Here is a 15,033-nt window from a genome sequence, read left to right as displayed (position 1 = left end):
ATGAACCCGTCACGCCTCTTCATCGAGCGGCCGGTCGCGACCTCGCTGCTGATGCTGGCCATCGTGCTGGCCGGCGCGCTGGCCTACCGGCTGCTGCCGGTCTCGGCCCTGCCCGAGGTCGACTACCCGACCATCCAGGTCACGACCCTCTACCCCGGCGCCAGCCCCGACGTGATGACCTCCTCGGTCACGGCGCCGCTGGAGCGCCAGTTCGGCCAGATGCCGGGCCTGGCGCAGATGTCGTCAACCAGCTCGGGCGGTGCGTCGGTCATCACGCTGCGCTTTGACCTCAGCCTGTCGCTGGACGTGGCCGAGCAGGAGGTGCAGGCGGCCATCAATGCCGGCAGCAATCTGCTGCCCACCGACCTGCCGATGCCGCCGGTCTACAGCAAGGTCAACCCGGCGGATGCGCCGGTGCTGACCATCGCGGTCAGCTCGACGACGCTGCCCGTGCCGCGCGTGCACGACCTCGTCGAGAGCCGGCTCGCGCAGAAGATCTCGCAGGTGCCCGGCGTCGGCCTCGTCGGCATCGCCGGCGGCCGGCGGCCCGCCGTGCGCATCCAGGCCAACCCGGGCGCGCTGACGACGCTGGGCCTGTCCATCGACGACGTGCGTAGCGCCATCTCGGCGGCCAACGTCAACCAGTCCAAGGGCAGCTTCGACGGCCCGCTGCGCGCGTCCACGCTGGACGCCAACGACCAGCTGCGCAACGCGGCCGAGTACGCCAACCTCGTCATCGCCTACAGAGGAGGCAATGCGGTGCGGCTGAAGGACGTGGCCCAGCTCGTCGACGACGCCGAGAACCTGCGCCTGGCCGCCTGGGCCGGCCAGCAGGGCAAGGCCCAGGCGGCGGCCGTCATCCTGAACGTGCAGCGTCAGCCCGGCGCCAACGTCATCGAGACCGTGGACCGCGTGCGCGCCGTGCTGCCGCAGCTGCAGGCGGCGCTGCCGGCGTCCATCGACGTGCAGATCCTGTCGGACCGCACGACGACGATCCGCGCGTCGGTGCGCGACGTGCAGCACGAGCTGCTGTTCGCCGTCGTGCTCGTCATCGGCGTCATCTTCGTGTTCCTGCGCAGCCTGCCGGCCACCATCATCCCGGCCGTGGCCGTGCCGGTGTCGCTGGTGGGCACCTTCGGCGTCATGTACATGGCCGGGTTCTCGATCAACAACCTGACCTTGATGGCCCTCGTCATCTCGACGGGCTTCGTCGTCGACGACGCCATCGTCATGATCGAGAACATCGCGCGGCATATGGAGGAGGGCGGCGAGGGTGTGAGCCCCTTTAGGGCTGCGCTGGACGGCTCCAAGCAGATCGGCTTCACGATCATTTCGCTGACCGTGTCGCTGATCGCCGTGCTGATCCCGCTGCTCTTCATGGGCGACGTCGTCGGCCGGCTCTTCCACGAGTTCGCGATCACGCTGGCCGTGTCCATCCTGATCTCGGCCTTCGTGTCGCTGACGCTGACGCCGATGATGTGCGCCCGCCTGCTGCACCATGAGCACGAGGAAGACCACGGCCGGCTATGGGCTTTGGTCGGCAAGGCCTTCGACGACACCATCGCCGCCTACGGCCGCATGCTGACCTGGGTGCTGGACCGCTCGGCCTCGACGCTGGTCGTCTTCATCGCGACGCTGATCCTGACCGGCGTGCTCTATCTGCTGGTGCCCAAGGGCTTCTTCCCGGTGCAGGACACGGGCCAGATCCAGGGCATCACCGAGGCGGCCCAGTCCACCTCCTTTGCGGCGATGGCCGAACACCAGCAGCGCATCGCCGAACGCGTGCTGCAGGACCCCGCCGTGGAGAGCGTCTCGTCCTTCATCGGCGTGGACGGCGGCAACACGACGCTGAACCAGGGGCGGCTGCAGATCGCCCTCAAGCCCAAGCAAGAGCGCGGCGAGAGCGCGGCCGAGGTGGCGCGGCGGCTGAGCGACTCGGTCGCGGCCGAGCCCGGCATCTCGCTCTATCTGCAGCCCGTGCAGGACCTGACCATCGAGGACCGCGTCGCCAAGACGCAGTACCAGTTCACGCTCAGTTCGCCGGACGCCGCCGAACTGAGCCGTTCGACCACCGCCGTGCTCGAACACCTGCGCGGCCTTAAATCAATCGCGGACGTGGCCAGCGACCAGCAGGAGCAGGGCCTGCAGGCCTATGTCGACATCGACCGCGATGCGGCCGGGCGGCTGGGCCTGACGGTGGCGGCCATCGACAGCGCGCTGTACAGCGCCTTCGGCCAGCGCCTCATCTCCACCATCTTCACGCAGAGCAACCAGTACCGCGTCGTGCTGGAGGTGGCGCCCGGCTACCGCCAGGGCCTGGACGGGCTGCAGCGCCTGTACGTGCCCGGCGCGAACGGCGCCCAGGTGCCGCTCAGTTCCGTCGCGCGCTTCGCCGAGCGCCTGGCGCCGCTGGCCGTCAACCACGTGGCCCAGTTCCCGGCGGCGACCCTCTCCTTCAACCTCGCGCCGGGCGGCTCGCTGGGCGAGGCCGTCAGCGCGATCAAGGCCGAGGTGGAGGCGCTGCAGCTGCCGCTCAGCGTCGAGACCCATTTCGAGGGTGCGGCCCTGGCCTTCCAGGCCTCGCTGACGAGCACGCTGCTGCTCATCCTCGCGGCCATCGTGACGATGTACATCGTGCTGGGCGTGCTCTACGAGAGCACCATCCATCCGCTGACCATCCTGTCCACGCTGCCTTCGGCCGGCCTGGGCGCGCTGCTGGCGCTGCTGGCCTTCAGGCTCGACCTGGACATCATCGCCATCATCGGCATCGTGCTGCTGATCGGCATCGTGAAGAAGAACGCCATCATGATGATCGACTTCGCGCTCGAAGCGGAGCGCGACCTGGGCATGAGCCCGCGCGAGGCCATCCACCAGGCCTGCCTGCTGCGCTTCCGGCCCATCCTGATGACGACTCTTGCCGCACTGCTCGGCGCGCTGCCGCTGATGCTGGGCAGCGGCGTCGGCAGCGAGCTGCGCCACCCGCTGGGCGTCGTCATGGTCGGCGGCCTCATCGTCAGCCAGCTGCTCACACTCTTTACGACGCCGGTTATCTACCTCGGTTTCAGCGCGCTGGCCGCACGGCTGAAACGCGGCCGAAGTGAAGCGGAGGCCGCGGCGTGAACCTGTCGCGCGTCTTCATCGAACGCCCGGTCGGCACGGCGCTGATCACCTGCGGCCTGGCGCTGGCCGGAGCGCTGTCCTATCTGCTGCTGCCGATCGCGCCGCTGCCCCAGGTCGAGTTCCCGACGATTTCGGTGCAGGCCTCGCTGCCTGGGGCCAGCCCCGACACGATGGCGGCCACGGTCGCGACGCCGCTGGAGCGCACGCTCGGCACCATCGCCGGCGTCAACGAGATCACCTCGTCCTCGTCGCTGGGCAACACGCGCGTCACGCTGCAGTTCGACCTGGGCCGCGACATCGACGGCGCCGCCCGCGACGTGCAGGCCGGCATCAACGCGGCGCGGGCGCTGCTGCCCACCGGCATGCCGGGCAACCCGACCTATCGCAAGGTCAACCCGGCCGACGCGCCCATCATGATCGTGGCCCTGACGTCCGACACGCTGACGCGCGGGCAGATGTACGACGCCGCCTCCACCGTGCTGGCCCAGCGCCTGTCGCAGGTGGACGGCGTCGGCCAGGTCAACGTCGGCGGCGGCGCGCTGCCGGCCGTGCGCATCGAGCTGGACCCGCACAAGCTCGCCGCCCAGGGCATCGCGCTGGAGCAGGTGAGGGCGGCCGTCGTCGGCACCAATGCCAACCGGCCCAAGGGTGCGCTGGAGAGCGTGGACCGCTACTGGCAGATCGCCGCCAACGACCAGGCCATGCGCGCGCGGGACTACGCGCCGCTGGTGCTGAGCTACCGCAACGGCGCCGCCGTGCGCCTGCGCGACGTCGCCGACATCCAGGACAGCGTGCAGGACGTGCGCAACGACGGCCTGGCCAACGGCAAGTCCGCCGTGCTGCTGATCCTGAACAAGGCGCCCGGCGCCAACATCATCAAGACCGTCGACACCGTGCGCGGCCTGCTGCCGCAGCTGCGCGCGTCGATCTCGCCGGCCATCAACGTCGACGTCGTGATGGACCGCACGACGACCATCCGCGCCAGCATCCGCGAGGTGCAGCGCACGCTGGCCATCGCCTTCGGCCTGGTCATCGTCGTCGTCTTCGTCTTCCTGCGCCGGCTGCGCGCGGCCCTGCTGCCGGCCGTGGCCCTGCCGGTCTCGCTGGCTGGCACCTGCGGCTGCATGTATCTGCTGGGCTACAGCATCGACAACCTGTCGCTGATGGCGATGACGGTGGCCACGGGCTTCGTCGTCGACGACGCCATCGTCGTGCTGGAGAACATCTCCCGCCACATCGAGCGCGGCCTGGCGCCGCGCGAGGCGGCGCTGCGCGGGGCCCGGGAGATCGGCTTCACCGTCTTGTCGATCTCGCTGAGCCTGATCGCCGTCTTCATCCCCATCCTGGCGATGGGCGGCATCGTCGGGCGGCTGTTCCGCGAGTTCGCCGTCGTGCTGTCGGTGGCCATCCTCGTGTCCATGCTCGTGTCGCTGAGCACGACGCCGATGATGGCGGCGACGCTGCTGAAGCCGCATGCCGCCGCGCGCCAGCCCGGCCGCGTCGGTCGCCTGCTGGCCGGCTGGCAGCGCGCGCTGATGCGCGGCTACCGCCGCTCGCTGCGCTGGACGCTGCGCCACCAGCCCGTGGCGCTGCTGGCCCTGGCCGGCGTCGTCGCGCTGAACCTGTCGCTCTACATCGGCGTGCCCAAGGGCTTCTTCCCGCAGCAGGACACGGGGCTGATGTTCGGCGGCGTGCAGGCCGACCAGGCCAGCTCCTTCCAGTCCATGCAGCAGAAGCTGCGCGTCGTCCACGACATCGTGCGCGCCGACCCGGCCGTGGCCAATGTGATGGGCTTCACCGGCGGCGGCCAGCGCAACAGCGCCAATATGTTCATCGCGCTGAAAGGCCGCGACCAGCGCAAGGAGAGCGTGGACGACGTGATGAACCGCCTGCGGGGCAAGCTGGCCAAGGTGCCTGGTGCCAACCTCTTCCTCGCGCCGGTGCAGGACATCCGCATCGGCGGCCGGCAGTCCAACGCTTCCTGGCAGTTCACGCTGCAGGCCGACGACCTCGAGGACCTGCGCAGCTGGGAGCCGCGCATCCGCCGCGTGCTGACCGACGTGCCCCAGATCGCCGACGTCAACAGCGACCAGCAGGACAAGGGCCTGCAGACCTCCCTCGTCGTCGACCGCGACGCGCTGGCGCGCCTGGGCCTGACGATGAACGCGCTGGACAGCGTGCTCAACGACGCCTTCGGCCAGCGCCTGGTCGGCGTCATCTACAACCCGCTGAACCAGTACCGCGTCGTCATGGAGCTGGCGCCGCAGTGGCTGCAGAACCCGCAGATCCTGGACCGGCTGATGCTGACCAGCGGCGCCGGCCTTCAGGTGCCGCTGTCGAGCGTCGCCCGCGTGGAGACCACGGGCACGCCCTTGGCCGTCAACCACCAGAGCGGCACGCCGGCCAGCACCATCAGCTTCAACCTGGCGGCCGGCGTCGCGCTGTCGGACGCGGTGGCCGCCGTCAACGATGCGGTGGCCCGCAGCGGCGCGCCGGTGTCGGTGCGCGGCAGCTTCCAGGGCACGGCCCAGGCCTTCCAGAGCTCGCTGAAATCCCAGCCCCTGCTCGTCCTCGCGGCCATCGTGACCATCTACCTGGTGCTGGGCATGCTCTACGAGAGCCTGATCCATCCCATCACCATCTTGTCGACGCTGCCCTCGGCCGGCGTCGGCGCGCTGCTGGCGCTGATGGCCTTCAAGACCGACTTCACCATCATTGCGCTGATCGGCGTCATCCTGCTGATCGGCATCGTGAAGAAGAACGCCATCATGATGCTGGACTTCGCGCTGTCGGCCCGCCACGCGGCCGAGGCGCGCGGCAGGCGGCTGACGGCGGGCGCGGCCATCTACCGCGCCGCCCTGCTGCGGCTGCGCCCCATCCTGATGACGACGGTGGCGGCGGTCTTCGGCGCCGTGCCGCTGGCCCTGGGCCAGGGGGAAGGCGCCGAGCTGCGCGTGCCGCTGGGCATCTCCATCGTCGGCGGCCTGCTGCTGAGCCAGCTGCTGACCCTCTACACCACGCCTGTCGTGTTCTGCTGCATGGACAGGCTCGGCCGCAAGAAGCGCGCCCCCGCGCCCGTCGAAGCCGCTGTCCCCGCCACGATCTGATTCCATGCCCAAGACCGCCCTGGCCCCCCTGACCCTGGCCCTGGCCCTGCTGCTGGCGGGTTGCGCCGTGACCTCGCAGCGCCCGCCGGCCGAGCCCATGCCGCCCGCGGCCTTCAAGGGCTCCGCCGAATGGCAGCGAGTGCCGGCCGACATGGCCGTGCCCGAGGCCTGGTGGACGCCGTTCCGCGACCCGGTGCTCGACGGCCTGCAGGCCGAGCTCGTCGTCGGCAACCAGAACCTGGCGGCCAGCCTGGCCCAGGTGGCTTCGACGCGCGCCGTGCTGGCGGCCAGCAGTGCCGCGATCTGGCCGACGCTGTCCGTCGGCGGCGGCGCGACCCGCTCGGCCAGCGAGAGCGCCGGCAAGCGCACCACGTCGACGACCGACTCGCTGACCGCCAACGCGGCCTGGGAGATCGACCTCTGGGGCCGCCTGTCCGAGGCCGTCAAGGTGGCCGGCGCCAACTACAGCGCCAGCCAGGCCGACCTCGCCGCGCTGCGGCTGTCGGCCCAGGCCACGCTGACGCAGACCTATTTCGCGCTGCGCACCGCCGAGGCCCAGCAGGCCCTGCTGGAGCGCACCGTGACGGCCGACCAGCGCGTGCTGGAGCTGACCCAGACCCGCCATGCCGGCGGCGTCGTCGCGCAGACCGACGTGCTGCAGGCCCGCACCCAGTTGCGCAGCGCCCAGGCCCAGCTCAGCGAGATGCGCACCCAGCGCGCCCAGCTCGAACATGCGCTCGCGACGCTGGTCGGCAAGCTGCCGGGGCAGTTCGGCTTGCTGCCCAGCGCCCATCTGCCGGAGCTGCCGCCCGTGCCGGACCTCGTGCCCTCCACGCTGCTGGCCCGGCGGCCCGACCTGGCGGCTGCGCGCGCGCGCCAGGTGTCGGCCTATGCGCAGATCGGCGTGGCCGACGCGGCCTTCTTCCCGGCCGTGGGCCTGTCGGCCAGCGGCGGCTACCGCGGCGCCTCCTGGTCGCATCTGGTGTCGGCGCCCAACCTGGTCTGGTCGCTGGGCGCGGCCGTGACCGCGCCGCTGTTCGACGGCGGCCAGCGCCGCCTGGCCTCGACCCAGGCCCGCGCCTCGGCCGACGCGGCCACGGCCAACTACCGCCAGGCCGTGCTGACGGCCTTCCAGGAGGTCGAGGACAACCTCGTGCAGCTGGCCGAGTCCGGCGTCGAGCTCGCGCTGCAGTGCGACGCCTTCGAGGCCGCCGAGCGCAACCTCGACCTCGTGCTGGCCCAGTACCGCGCCGGCACCGTCAGCTATCTCAATGTCAGCGCCGCGCAGACGGCGGCGCTGTCGGCCGAGGGCAGCGTGCTGAGCTCGCGCAACCGCCAGCTCGCGGTCGCCAACCAGCTGCTGAAGAACCTCGGCGGGCGCCTGCCGCCGCAATAGCCGACCGCGAAAGTTTCGCGTCGACACATTTCGGATACGCGCCGGCGTGACGGCCGCCACCTCGCCCCGCACAGCATCGACGCGCCTGGCCGACCGCTCGACGGGGGCGGCGCCGCGCTCGGGCAGCGGCGCCTTCAACATCGCGGGCTTCCAGGCCGTGCTGAACGCGTCGGCCAGCAAGCACCTCGTCGTCGCGCTGCCCAGCGGCGCATCGGGGCCGATCTTGGGCGACTTCGTCGTCGACCTCGGCACGCCGCGCACGGACGATCCCTGCGATTTCCGAATCTGAAGCTCGAATGAAAAAGGGCTCCTTGCGGAGCCCTTCGTCGTTGGCAGATGCCGGCAGGAATTACTTCTTGCCCTTCTTGCCCTTCTTGTCGTCGGCGACCGGAGCCGCGGCGACGATGACTTCCTCGGTCTTGGGCTCGACCGGCGTCGCGATGACGGGGTTGGGCTTGCCGTGGGTGACGACCTTGATGCCTTCAGGCAGCTTGACGTCGTTGACGTGCAGCGAGTGACCCTTGGTCAGGCCGGACAGGTCAACTTCGATGAACTCGGGCAGTTGCTGGGCCAGGCAGGTGATCAGCAGCTCGGTGACGACGTGGTTGACCGTGCAGTGGTCGGTCTTGACGGCCACGGAGGCCTCTTCACCGACGAAGTGCAGGGGCACCTTCTTCGTGATCTTGGTCGTGCCGTCCACGCGCTGGAAGTCGCAGTGCAGGACTTGCGGCTTGTAGGGGTGCATCTGGAAGTCGCGCAACAGCACTTGCGTGGTGGCGCCTCCCAGTTCCATGTCCAGCAGCGAGCTGTGGAAGGCTTCCTTCTTCAGGGCGTGGAACAGCGCGTTGTGATCGAGTTCGATCATGACGGGCTCACCGGCGCCAAAAACGATACCGGGCACCTTGCCGGCCACGCGCAGGCGGCGGCTCGCTCCGGTCCCCTGCAGCTTGCGCTCAAAAGCGACGAACTTCATGGTTTATCTCCAAAAGAGAAACGGCACCCGCGACCAGGCACCGTGTTGAAAACGCCGTCTTGCGACGGCGACGGAATCCGGATCAGAAGTTGTTGTTCTGTTCCGAGAAAAGCGACGTGACCGATTCGCCGTCGGAGATGCGGCGGATGGTCTCGGCGAACAGGAAGGCCACCGACAGCTGGCGGATCTTCTTGCAGGCCTTGGCCGCGTCGGTCAGCGGGATGGTGTTGGTGATGACGACCTCGTCCAGTGCCGAGCCCGAGATGCGCTCGATGGCCGGGCCCGACAGGATGGGGTGGGTGCAGTAGGCGAACACGCTCTTGGCGCCGCGCTCCTTCAGCACCTCGGCCGCCTTCACCAGCGTGCCGGCGGTGTCGATCATGTCGTCCATGATCACGCAGTTGCGGCCGTCGATCTCGCCGATGACGTGCATCACTTCGGACACGTTGGCGGCGGGGCGGCGCTTGTCGATGATGGCCAGGTCGCAGCCGAGCTGCTTGGCCAGCGCACGGGCGCGCACGACGCCGCCGACGTCCGGCGACACGACCACGAGGTCCTTGTAGTTGCGGCTCTTCAGGTCCGACAGCAGCACGGGCGACGCGTAGATGTTGTCGACCGGGATGTCGAAGAAGCCCTGGATCTGGTCGGCGTGCAGGTCCATCGTCAGCACGCGCTCGACGCCGACGGTCTCCAGCAGGTTGGCGACGACCTTGGCCGAGATGGGCACGCGGGTGGAGCGCGGGCGGCGGTCCTGGCGGGCGTAGCCGAAGTAGGGGATCACGGCGGTGATGCGGCGGGCGCTGGCGCGCTTGAGCGCGTCCACCATGATGAGCAGCTCCATCAGGTTTTCGTTCGTCGGCGCGCAGGTCGGCTGCACGACGAAGACGTCGCGGGCGCGGACGTTCTGCTGCACCTCGACGGTGACTTCACCGTCCGAGAAGCGGCCGACGACGGCCTTGCCCAGCTCGAGGCCGAGATGGGTCGCAATTTCCTGGGAGAGAACCGGGTTCGCGTTGCCGGTGAAGAGAACCGTGTTGAGCAGCACTGGGAGCCTCTGGTGTCAGTGGCCCGCTGAAGCAGAGCCGGTTCAGCGAAAAGCAGAAATTTGGCAGGGGAGGAAGGACTCGAACCCTCGCATGTCGGAATCAAAATCCGATGCCTTGACCAACTTGGCGACTCCCCTACACAGGACACAGCAAAGCTGCTGTGCCCTACAACTTTCTCAGTCGGCCCAACCGCTAAGCGGGTGTTGAGCCAGACTGCGGCAGATTCGACCTGTCCACCCTTCAGGCCCTTCTTTCGAAAGCCCTTGAAGCAATGTCGCCAGGGACTGGTCGTCCTTGCCATCTTTTCCATCTCCGGCGAGTACCGAGAACACGGCGGCTCCCGAACCCGTCATCCGGGCGTTGCCGAAAACTTCCGACAACAGGGCCAACGCGTCTCGCACTTCACTGCTGATCGACTCGGCTGCGGGCTGGAGGTCATTTCGACCGAAGTCTTGACCGAAGCCCGTAATCAACTCGTATGCAGTTCCTGCCAGGGCGGGAAAGCCCGCGACTATAGCCAGCTTTTCGGACCTTGCCAAGTGCGGGCTTGAAAAAATGTCCTTTGTCGCCAGCCCGGCCGGTCCCTTGAGCACCGCGAAGCGCTGCTCGGGCAAGGTCAGCGGGTGCAGGATCTCGCCGATGCCCTCGACGAAGGCCGGGCCGCCGCCGAGGAAGAAGGGCAGGTCCGCGCCCAGCTTCAGGCCCAGGGCCTTGAGTCTGTCTAGCGGCAGGCGCAGATCCCAGAGGCGGTTCAGCGCGAGCAGCGTGGTCGCCGCGTCCGATGAGCCGCCGCCCATGCCGGCACCGGCCGGCAGGCGCTTCTCGAGGTGGATGTCGGCGCCCAGCGTGCAGCCGGTTTCCTGCTGCAGCAGGCGGGCGGCGCGCAGGCAGAGGTCGTCGGCGGGAAGGTCGCCGCCGAGCACGTCGTGGCGCTGCAGCAAGCCATCGCCGCGCCGCTCGACGTGCAGCGTGTCCGCCCAGTCGATCAGCACGAAGACCGATTGCAGCAGGTGGTAGCCGTCCTCGCGCTTGCCGACGACGTGCAGGAAGAGGTTGAGCTTGGCCGGCGCGGCCAGGTCATGGAGTGCCTTCATCGCCTCCATCCAGTCTGGCGCGCAGCGTCACCGTGGGTTCCGACAGGCGGGTTGCGACCAGGGCCGGCAGCCGGGGCTCGATGCGCCAGCCGAGCTGCTCGAAGCCCTTGTCCGTCTTCTGGTGGGGCGCGGCCGGCCAGGGGCGGGCCTGCAGCCAGTCGAACAGCGCGGCCACCGGCACGGCTTCGCCGAGCATCTCGCGGGTCAGCGAGTCGAGGTCGTCGAAGCGGCGCTGCTGGTCGGGCGTCTGCAGCAGCACGAGGCCGGGCTGCCAGCTCGCGCGGGCGACCAGGCCGCCCAGCGGCGCGCTCAGCTCCAGCCGGCCGGACTCGGGGCCGCCGATGAGCTCGAAGCTGGCCGCGCCGCCGGTGCCGCGGTTGTGCACGTCGCCGGCCACGGTCACGCTGATGCGGCCGCTGAGCCGCGCCTCGGCGGCCGTGGGTTGCGTCTTCTGCAACTGTGCGCAGCCTGCCAGGGCCAGCGTCAGGACAAGGGCGGACGCGAACCTCAAAGCTTGACCTTCAACCGCCCCAGCGTCTCGCGCAGCGCCTCGTTGCGCGGGTCGCGCTTGGCGGCCTCCTGCCAGACGCGGCGGGCCTCGTCCTGGGCGCCGCTGGCCCACAGCACCTCGCCGAGGTGGGCGGCGATCTCGGCGTCGGGCCGTCCGCTGTGGGCCTGGCGCAGCAGCTTGGCGGCCGCCGGCAGGTTGCCCAGGCGGAACTCGACCCAGCCCAGGCTGTCGACGATGACGGGCTCGCCGGGCGCGAGCTTGAGCGCGCGCTCGATGAGCTCCTTGGCTTCGGCCAGGCGCACGTTGCGATCGGCCAGCGAGTAGCCCAGCGCGTTGTAGGCGTGGTGGTAGTCGGGCTTGAGCTCGATGACGTGGCGCAGCAGCGCCTCCATCTCGTCGAAGCGGCCGAGCTTCTCGGCCATCATGGCCTGCTCGTAGATCAGGTCGGTGTCGCCGGGGAAGCGCGCCGTGGCGGCCTTGAGCACGGCCAGCGCGGCGGCGTAGTCCGGCTGCTCGCGCAGCAGCTGGGCCTCGGCCAGCAGGCTGGCGCGGGCGTCCTTGTCGCCGGCGTCGGCGGCGGGCTGCAGCAGCTTGCGGCCTTCGGCCAGCTTGCCCTGCCGGGCGAGCAGGCTGGCATGGCGGAACTTCACGTCCAGGCCGGCGCCGTCGACCTTGTGCAGCGCGGCTTCGGCGGCCTTCAGGTCGCCGCGCTGCTCGGCCGCCTGGGACAGCAGCAGCCAGGCGCTCCGCCGGCCGTCCGCGCGGGCCTGGATCTCGGCATCGCTGCCCGCGGCCGGCGTGTCCAGGCGCCTGAGGCTTTCGTGCAGCGCGGCCTCGGCGGCGTCGATGTGCTTCAGGTCCAGTTCGAGGGCGCCCAGGGCCAGCCAGGGCGCCGGGTTGTCGGGCGTCTGCTCGGTCAGCAGCCGGAACTCGCGCGCCGCGTCGACCGGGCGTTGGGCCTGGACCAGCGCGCGGGCATAGGCCTGGCGCAGCGCGTGCTGGTCGGGCTTCTGCTGCAGGCGGGCGGTGACGAGGGCTTCGGCCTGGGGCTCGGTGGGCAGCAGGTCGACGGCGAGCTGCATCGCGTCGTCGCCGTCGGGCAGGGCGGCGGCGAGGTCGCGGGTCAGGGCCAGCGCGCGCGCGTTCTCGCCGGCCTGCAGCGACAGCCGGGCTTCGGCGAACAGCGCGGCCGGCTTGAGCGGGCCGGCCTGGGCCTGCAGAACGGGCGCCAGCGCGGCGAGCACGGACTTGGGCTCCGGCGAGCGCTGGAACAGCCGCGGCAGGGCTGCGATCAGGCCGGCGCGCTGCACGTCGGGCGCGACGCGCAGCAGGGCCGTCAGCGGCTGCGGGACTTCGGCGGGCTTGTTCAGCAGGGCCAGCAGCTGCACGACGGTCTGGTGGGCATCCACCGAGCCGGGCTTGGCCTCGGCCCAGGCGCGGGCCGCCATCAGCGCCTGGTCGCCGGCGTGGGCCTGCAGCGCGATGTTGACGACGCGCTTGAAGAGCTCCTCGTCGCCGGTGCGGCGCGCGGCGTCCAGCAGCACCTGGAAGGCCGTGCCGGCCTGGCCGCTGTTGAGTTCGAGTTCGCCGATCAGCAGCTGGTAGAACAGCGGCGCGTCCATCGCCGAGTTGGCCGGCGGGCTGGCGGGCGCGGCCGTGGCGGCATCGGGTGTCTGGGCCTGGGCCTGCAGGGCGACCAGCAAGGCGGCGGCGCAGGCGGCGCGGCGGAAGGGGGTGGGCATTCGAACTCCGGCAAACAGGGCGTAAGGCAACGCTGAACAAGTCCCTCGCGCGCAGCGCATCCCTGCTTTGGGCGGTCTGCGGCGTTGCAAATCCTCGCCGTAGCCCGCGCTACGGCTGCGGTTCGCGCCTTGCAGCCCATCCCAAACCAGGGCGCGCTGCATCGCGGGGACTTATTCAGCGTCGCCCTAATTATCATTTCCGTCCCATGCCCGAGTTGCCCGAAGTCGAAGTCACGCGCCGCAGCTTTGCGGGCGCCATCCAGGGCGCCCGGGTCACCGGCCTGCGCCTGGGAAAACCGCTGCGCTGGCCGATCGGCGTGGACCCCGAAGCCCTGCTCGGCGCCCGCGTCGGCGATGTGCAAAGGCGGGGTAAATATTTGTGGCTTCCGTTGGCGGGCGCCGGCGGGCTGCTGATGCACCTGGGCATGTCGGGCTCGCTGGCCTTTCTGGGCACGGCGCCGGCGCCCGGCGCGCATGACCATTTCGATCTGCACACCGACCGCGGCCTGCTGCGCCTGACCGACCCGCGGCGCTTCGGCGCCGTCGTCTGGGCCGCGGCGCTGGACGCCGAGCCGGTGGCGACGCTGCTCGGCGGCCTGGGCCTGGAGCCTTTCGACGAGCGCTTCGACGGCGCCCACCTGCATGCCGCGCTCGGCGGCCGGCGCGTGGCCATCAAGCAGGCCCTGCTGGCCGGCGACATCGTCGTCGGCGCCGGCAACATCTACGCCTGCGAGGCCCTGTTCATGGCCGGCATCGACCCGCGCCTGCCCTCGGCCAAGCTCAGCCGCCCGCGGGCGGACAAGCTGGCGGTTGCCGTGCGCACCGTGCTGGGCCAGGCGCTGGAGGCCGGTGGCACGACGCTGCGCGACTTCCGCGATGCTCACGGCGTGGCCGGCAGCTTCCAGATGCAGGCCCAGGTCTATGGCCGCGAGGGTCAGCCTTGCCGGCGCTGCGGCACGGCCATCCGCCGCATCGTGCAGGGGCAGCGCTCGACCTTTTTCTGCCCGTCATGCCAAAAACGATGAATGGGGCGCTGATCGAGGACTTCGGCAAGACGGTGGTCGCCTGGCAGCGCCGCCACGGCCGCCATGCGCTGCCCTGGCAGAACACGCGCGACCCTTATCGCGTCTGGCTGTCGGAGATCATGCTGCAGCAGACCCAGGTCGTGACGGTGCTGGGCTACTACGAGCGCTTTCTTGCCCGCTGGCCGCGCGTGACCGACCTGGCCGCGGCCACGCTGGACGAGGTGCTGGCGCAGTGGGCGGGCCTGGGCTACTACAGCCGCGCGCGCAACCTGCACGCCTGCGCGCGGGCCGTGGCGGCGCAGCATGGCGGCGAATTCCCGGCCACGGCGGCCGGCCTGCAGACGCTGCCGGGCATCGGCCGCTCCACCGCGGCGGCCATCGCGGCCTTCTGCTTCGGCGAGCGCGTGGCCATCCTCGACGGCAATGTGAAGCGCGTGCTCGGCCGCGTGCTGGCCTTCGACGGCGACCTTGCCAGCAGCGCCGCCGAGAAGAAGCTCTGGGACCGCGCCACCGAGCTGCTGCCCGAGCATGACGTCGACCGCTACACCCAGGGCCTGATGGACCTGGGCGCCACCGTCTGCACGGCGCGTTCGCCCGACTGCCTGCTCTGCCCCGTGCAGCCGCTGTGCCGCGCCCGGCAGGCCGGCGACCCGACGCGCTGGCCCGTCAAGACGAAGAAGCTCAAGCGCGGCCGGCGCGAGAACTGGTGGCTGTGGGTCGAGAACCCCGGGGGCCACGTCTTGCTGCAGCAGCGGCCGGCCACGGGCGTCTGGGCCGGGCTGTGGACGCTGCCGATGTTCGACGACGAGGCCGGCGCCCGCGCGGCGCTGCCGGGTGCGAGCCCGGAGACGCTGCCGCGCATCGAGCATGCGCTGACCCATTTCGACTGGGTGCTGCACACGCTGCGCGTGCAGGCATCCGAGGGTATGACGCCTGGCGGCACCTGGGTCGCGCGGGAGAAACTCGCGAGCTACGCGCTGCCCGCGCCGCTGAAGAAACTGATCGAGGAAAGCTGAGCC

At 70.3% G+C, this 15,033-nt stretch carries 11 protein-coding genes and 1 tRNA gene; 6 read left to right on the top strand and 6 right to left on the bottom strand.

Translation table 11 applies throughout. The features are described 5' to 3' along the window. From NYP07_RS04320 to NYP07_RS04305, 4 genes are read left to right on the top strand one after another with little or no spacing between them, the layout of a single operon-like run. Positions 1-3,120, top strand: a complete 3,120-nt coding sequence (locus NYP07_RS04320) for an MdtB/MuxB family multidrug efflux RND transporter permease subunit (protein WP_268147815.1) — start codon at positions 1-3, stop codon at positions 3,118-3,120. Further along, entirely contained in the window at positions 3,117-6,227 is a 3,111-nt protein-coding gene (locus tag NYP07_RS04315; RefSeq protein ID WP_268147813.1) for an efflux RND transporter permease subunit, read from the top strand. The genes NYP07_RS04320 and NYP07_RS04315 overlap by 4 nt, the downstream gene beginning before the upstream one ends. A 4-nt stretch (positions 6,228-6,231) precedes the next feature. Then, positions 6,232-7,623, top strand: a complete 1,392-nt coding sequence (locus tag NYP07_RS04310) for an efflux transporter outer membrane subunit (RefSeq protein WP_268147811.1) — start codon at positions 6,232-6,234, stop codon at positions 7,621-7,623. Positions 7,624-7,669: 46 nt separating this feature from the next. Further along, on the top strand, positions 7,670-7,912 hold the full coding sequence (locus NYP07_RS04305; RefSeq protein ID WP_268147809.1) for a hypothetical protein: 243 nt from the start codon (positions 7,670-7,672) through the stop codon (positions 7,910-7,912). A 60-nt stretch (positions 7,913-7,972) separates the two neighbouring features. Here the strand turns inward: NYP07_RS04305 and NYP07_RS04300 are convergent, their stop codons facing one another. From NYP07_RS04300 to NYP07_RS04275, 6 genes are all read right to left on the bottom strand, one after another. Beyond that, positions 7,973-8,596 (bottom strand): 50S ribosomal protein L25/general stress protein Ctc, encoded by a 624-nt coding sequence (locus NYP07_RS04300; protein ID WP_268147808.1) that lies wholly within the window; start codon positions 8,594-8,596, stop codon positions 7,973-7,975. Between the two features lie 82 nt (positions 8,597-8,678). Beyond that, positions 8,679-9,641: a ribose-phosphate pyrophosphokinase gene (locus tag NYP07_RS04295; protein ID WP_277583815.1), complete on the bottom strand. Its 963-nt coding sequence runs from the start codon at positions 9,639-9,641 to the stop codon at positions 8,679-8,681. Positions 9,642-9,702: 61 nt separating this feature from the next. Next, positions 9,703-9,779, bottom strand: a tRNA-Gln gene (locus tag NYP07_RS04290). Positions 9,780-9,818: 39 nt separating this feature from the next. Then, complete coding sequence (gene ispE / locus NYP07_RS04285) at positions 9,819-10,736, bottom strand: 4-(cytidine 5'-diphospho)-2-C-methyl-D-erythritol kinase (protein WP_268147806.1); 918 nt, start codon at positions 10,734-10,736, stop codon at positions 9,819-9,821. Then, positions 10,720-11,247, bottom strand: a complete 528-nt coding sequence (locus tag NYP07_RS04280; RefSeq protein ID WP_268147804.1) for an outer membrane lipoprotein LolB — start codon at positions 11,245-11,247, stop codon at positions 10,720-10,722. The genes ispE and NYP07_RS04280 overlap by 17 nt, the downstream gene beginning before the upstream one ends. Next, positions 11,244-12,989, bottom strand: coding sequence for a tetratricopeptide repeat protein (locus NYP07_RS04275; protein ID WP_268147802.1), 1,746 nt, complete (start codon positions 12,987-12,989; stop codon positions 11,244-11,246). The genes NYP07_RS04280 and NYP07_RS04275 overlap by 4 nt, the downstream gene beginning before the upstream one ends. Before the next feature lie 206 nt (positions 12,990-13,195). Between NYP07_RS04275 and mutM the strand changes: the two genes are divergently transcribed. After that, complete coding sequence (mutM, locus tag NYP07_RS04270; protein ID WP_268147800.1) at positions 13,196-14,014, top strand: bifunctional DNA-formamidopyrimidine glycosylase/DNA-(apurinic or apyrimidinic site) lyase; 819 nt, start codon at positions 13,196-13,198, stop codon at positions 14,012-14,014. Then, the gene (mutY, locus tag NYP07_RS04265; RefSeq protein ID WP_268147798.1) at positions 13,999-15,030 is read left to right on the top strand and encodes an A/G-specific adenine glycosylase; all 1,032 of its coding nucleotides are present in this window, start codon (positions 13,999-14,001) and stop codon (positions 15,028-15,030) included. Before mutM ends, mutY begins: the two co-directional genes overlap by 16 nt. Positions 15,031-15,033 lie beyond the last annotated feature (3 nt).

It is taken from the genome of Pelomonas aquatica (genome assembly GCF_026712205.1).
Taxonomy (GTDB): Bacteria; Pseudomonadota; Gammaproteobacteria; order Burkholderiales; family Burkholderiaceae_C; genus Pelomonas; species Pelomonas aquatica.
This window is presented reverse-complemented; position numbering and strand designations above follow the sequence as displayed.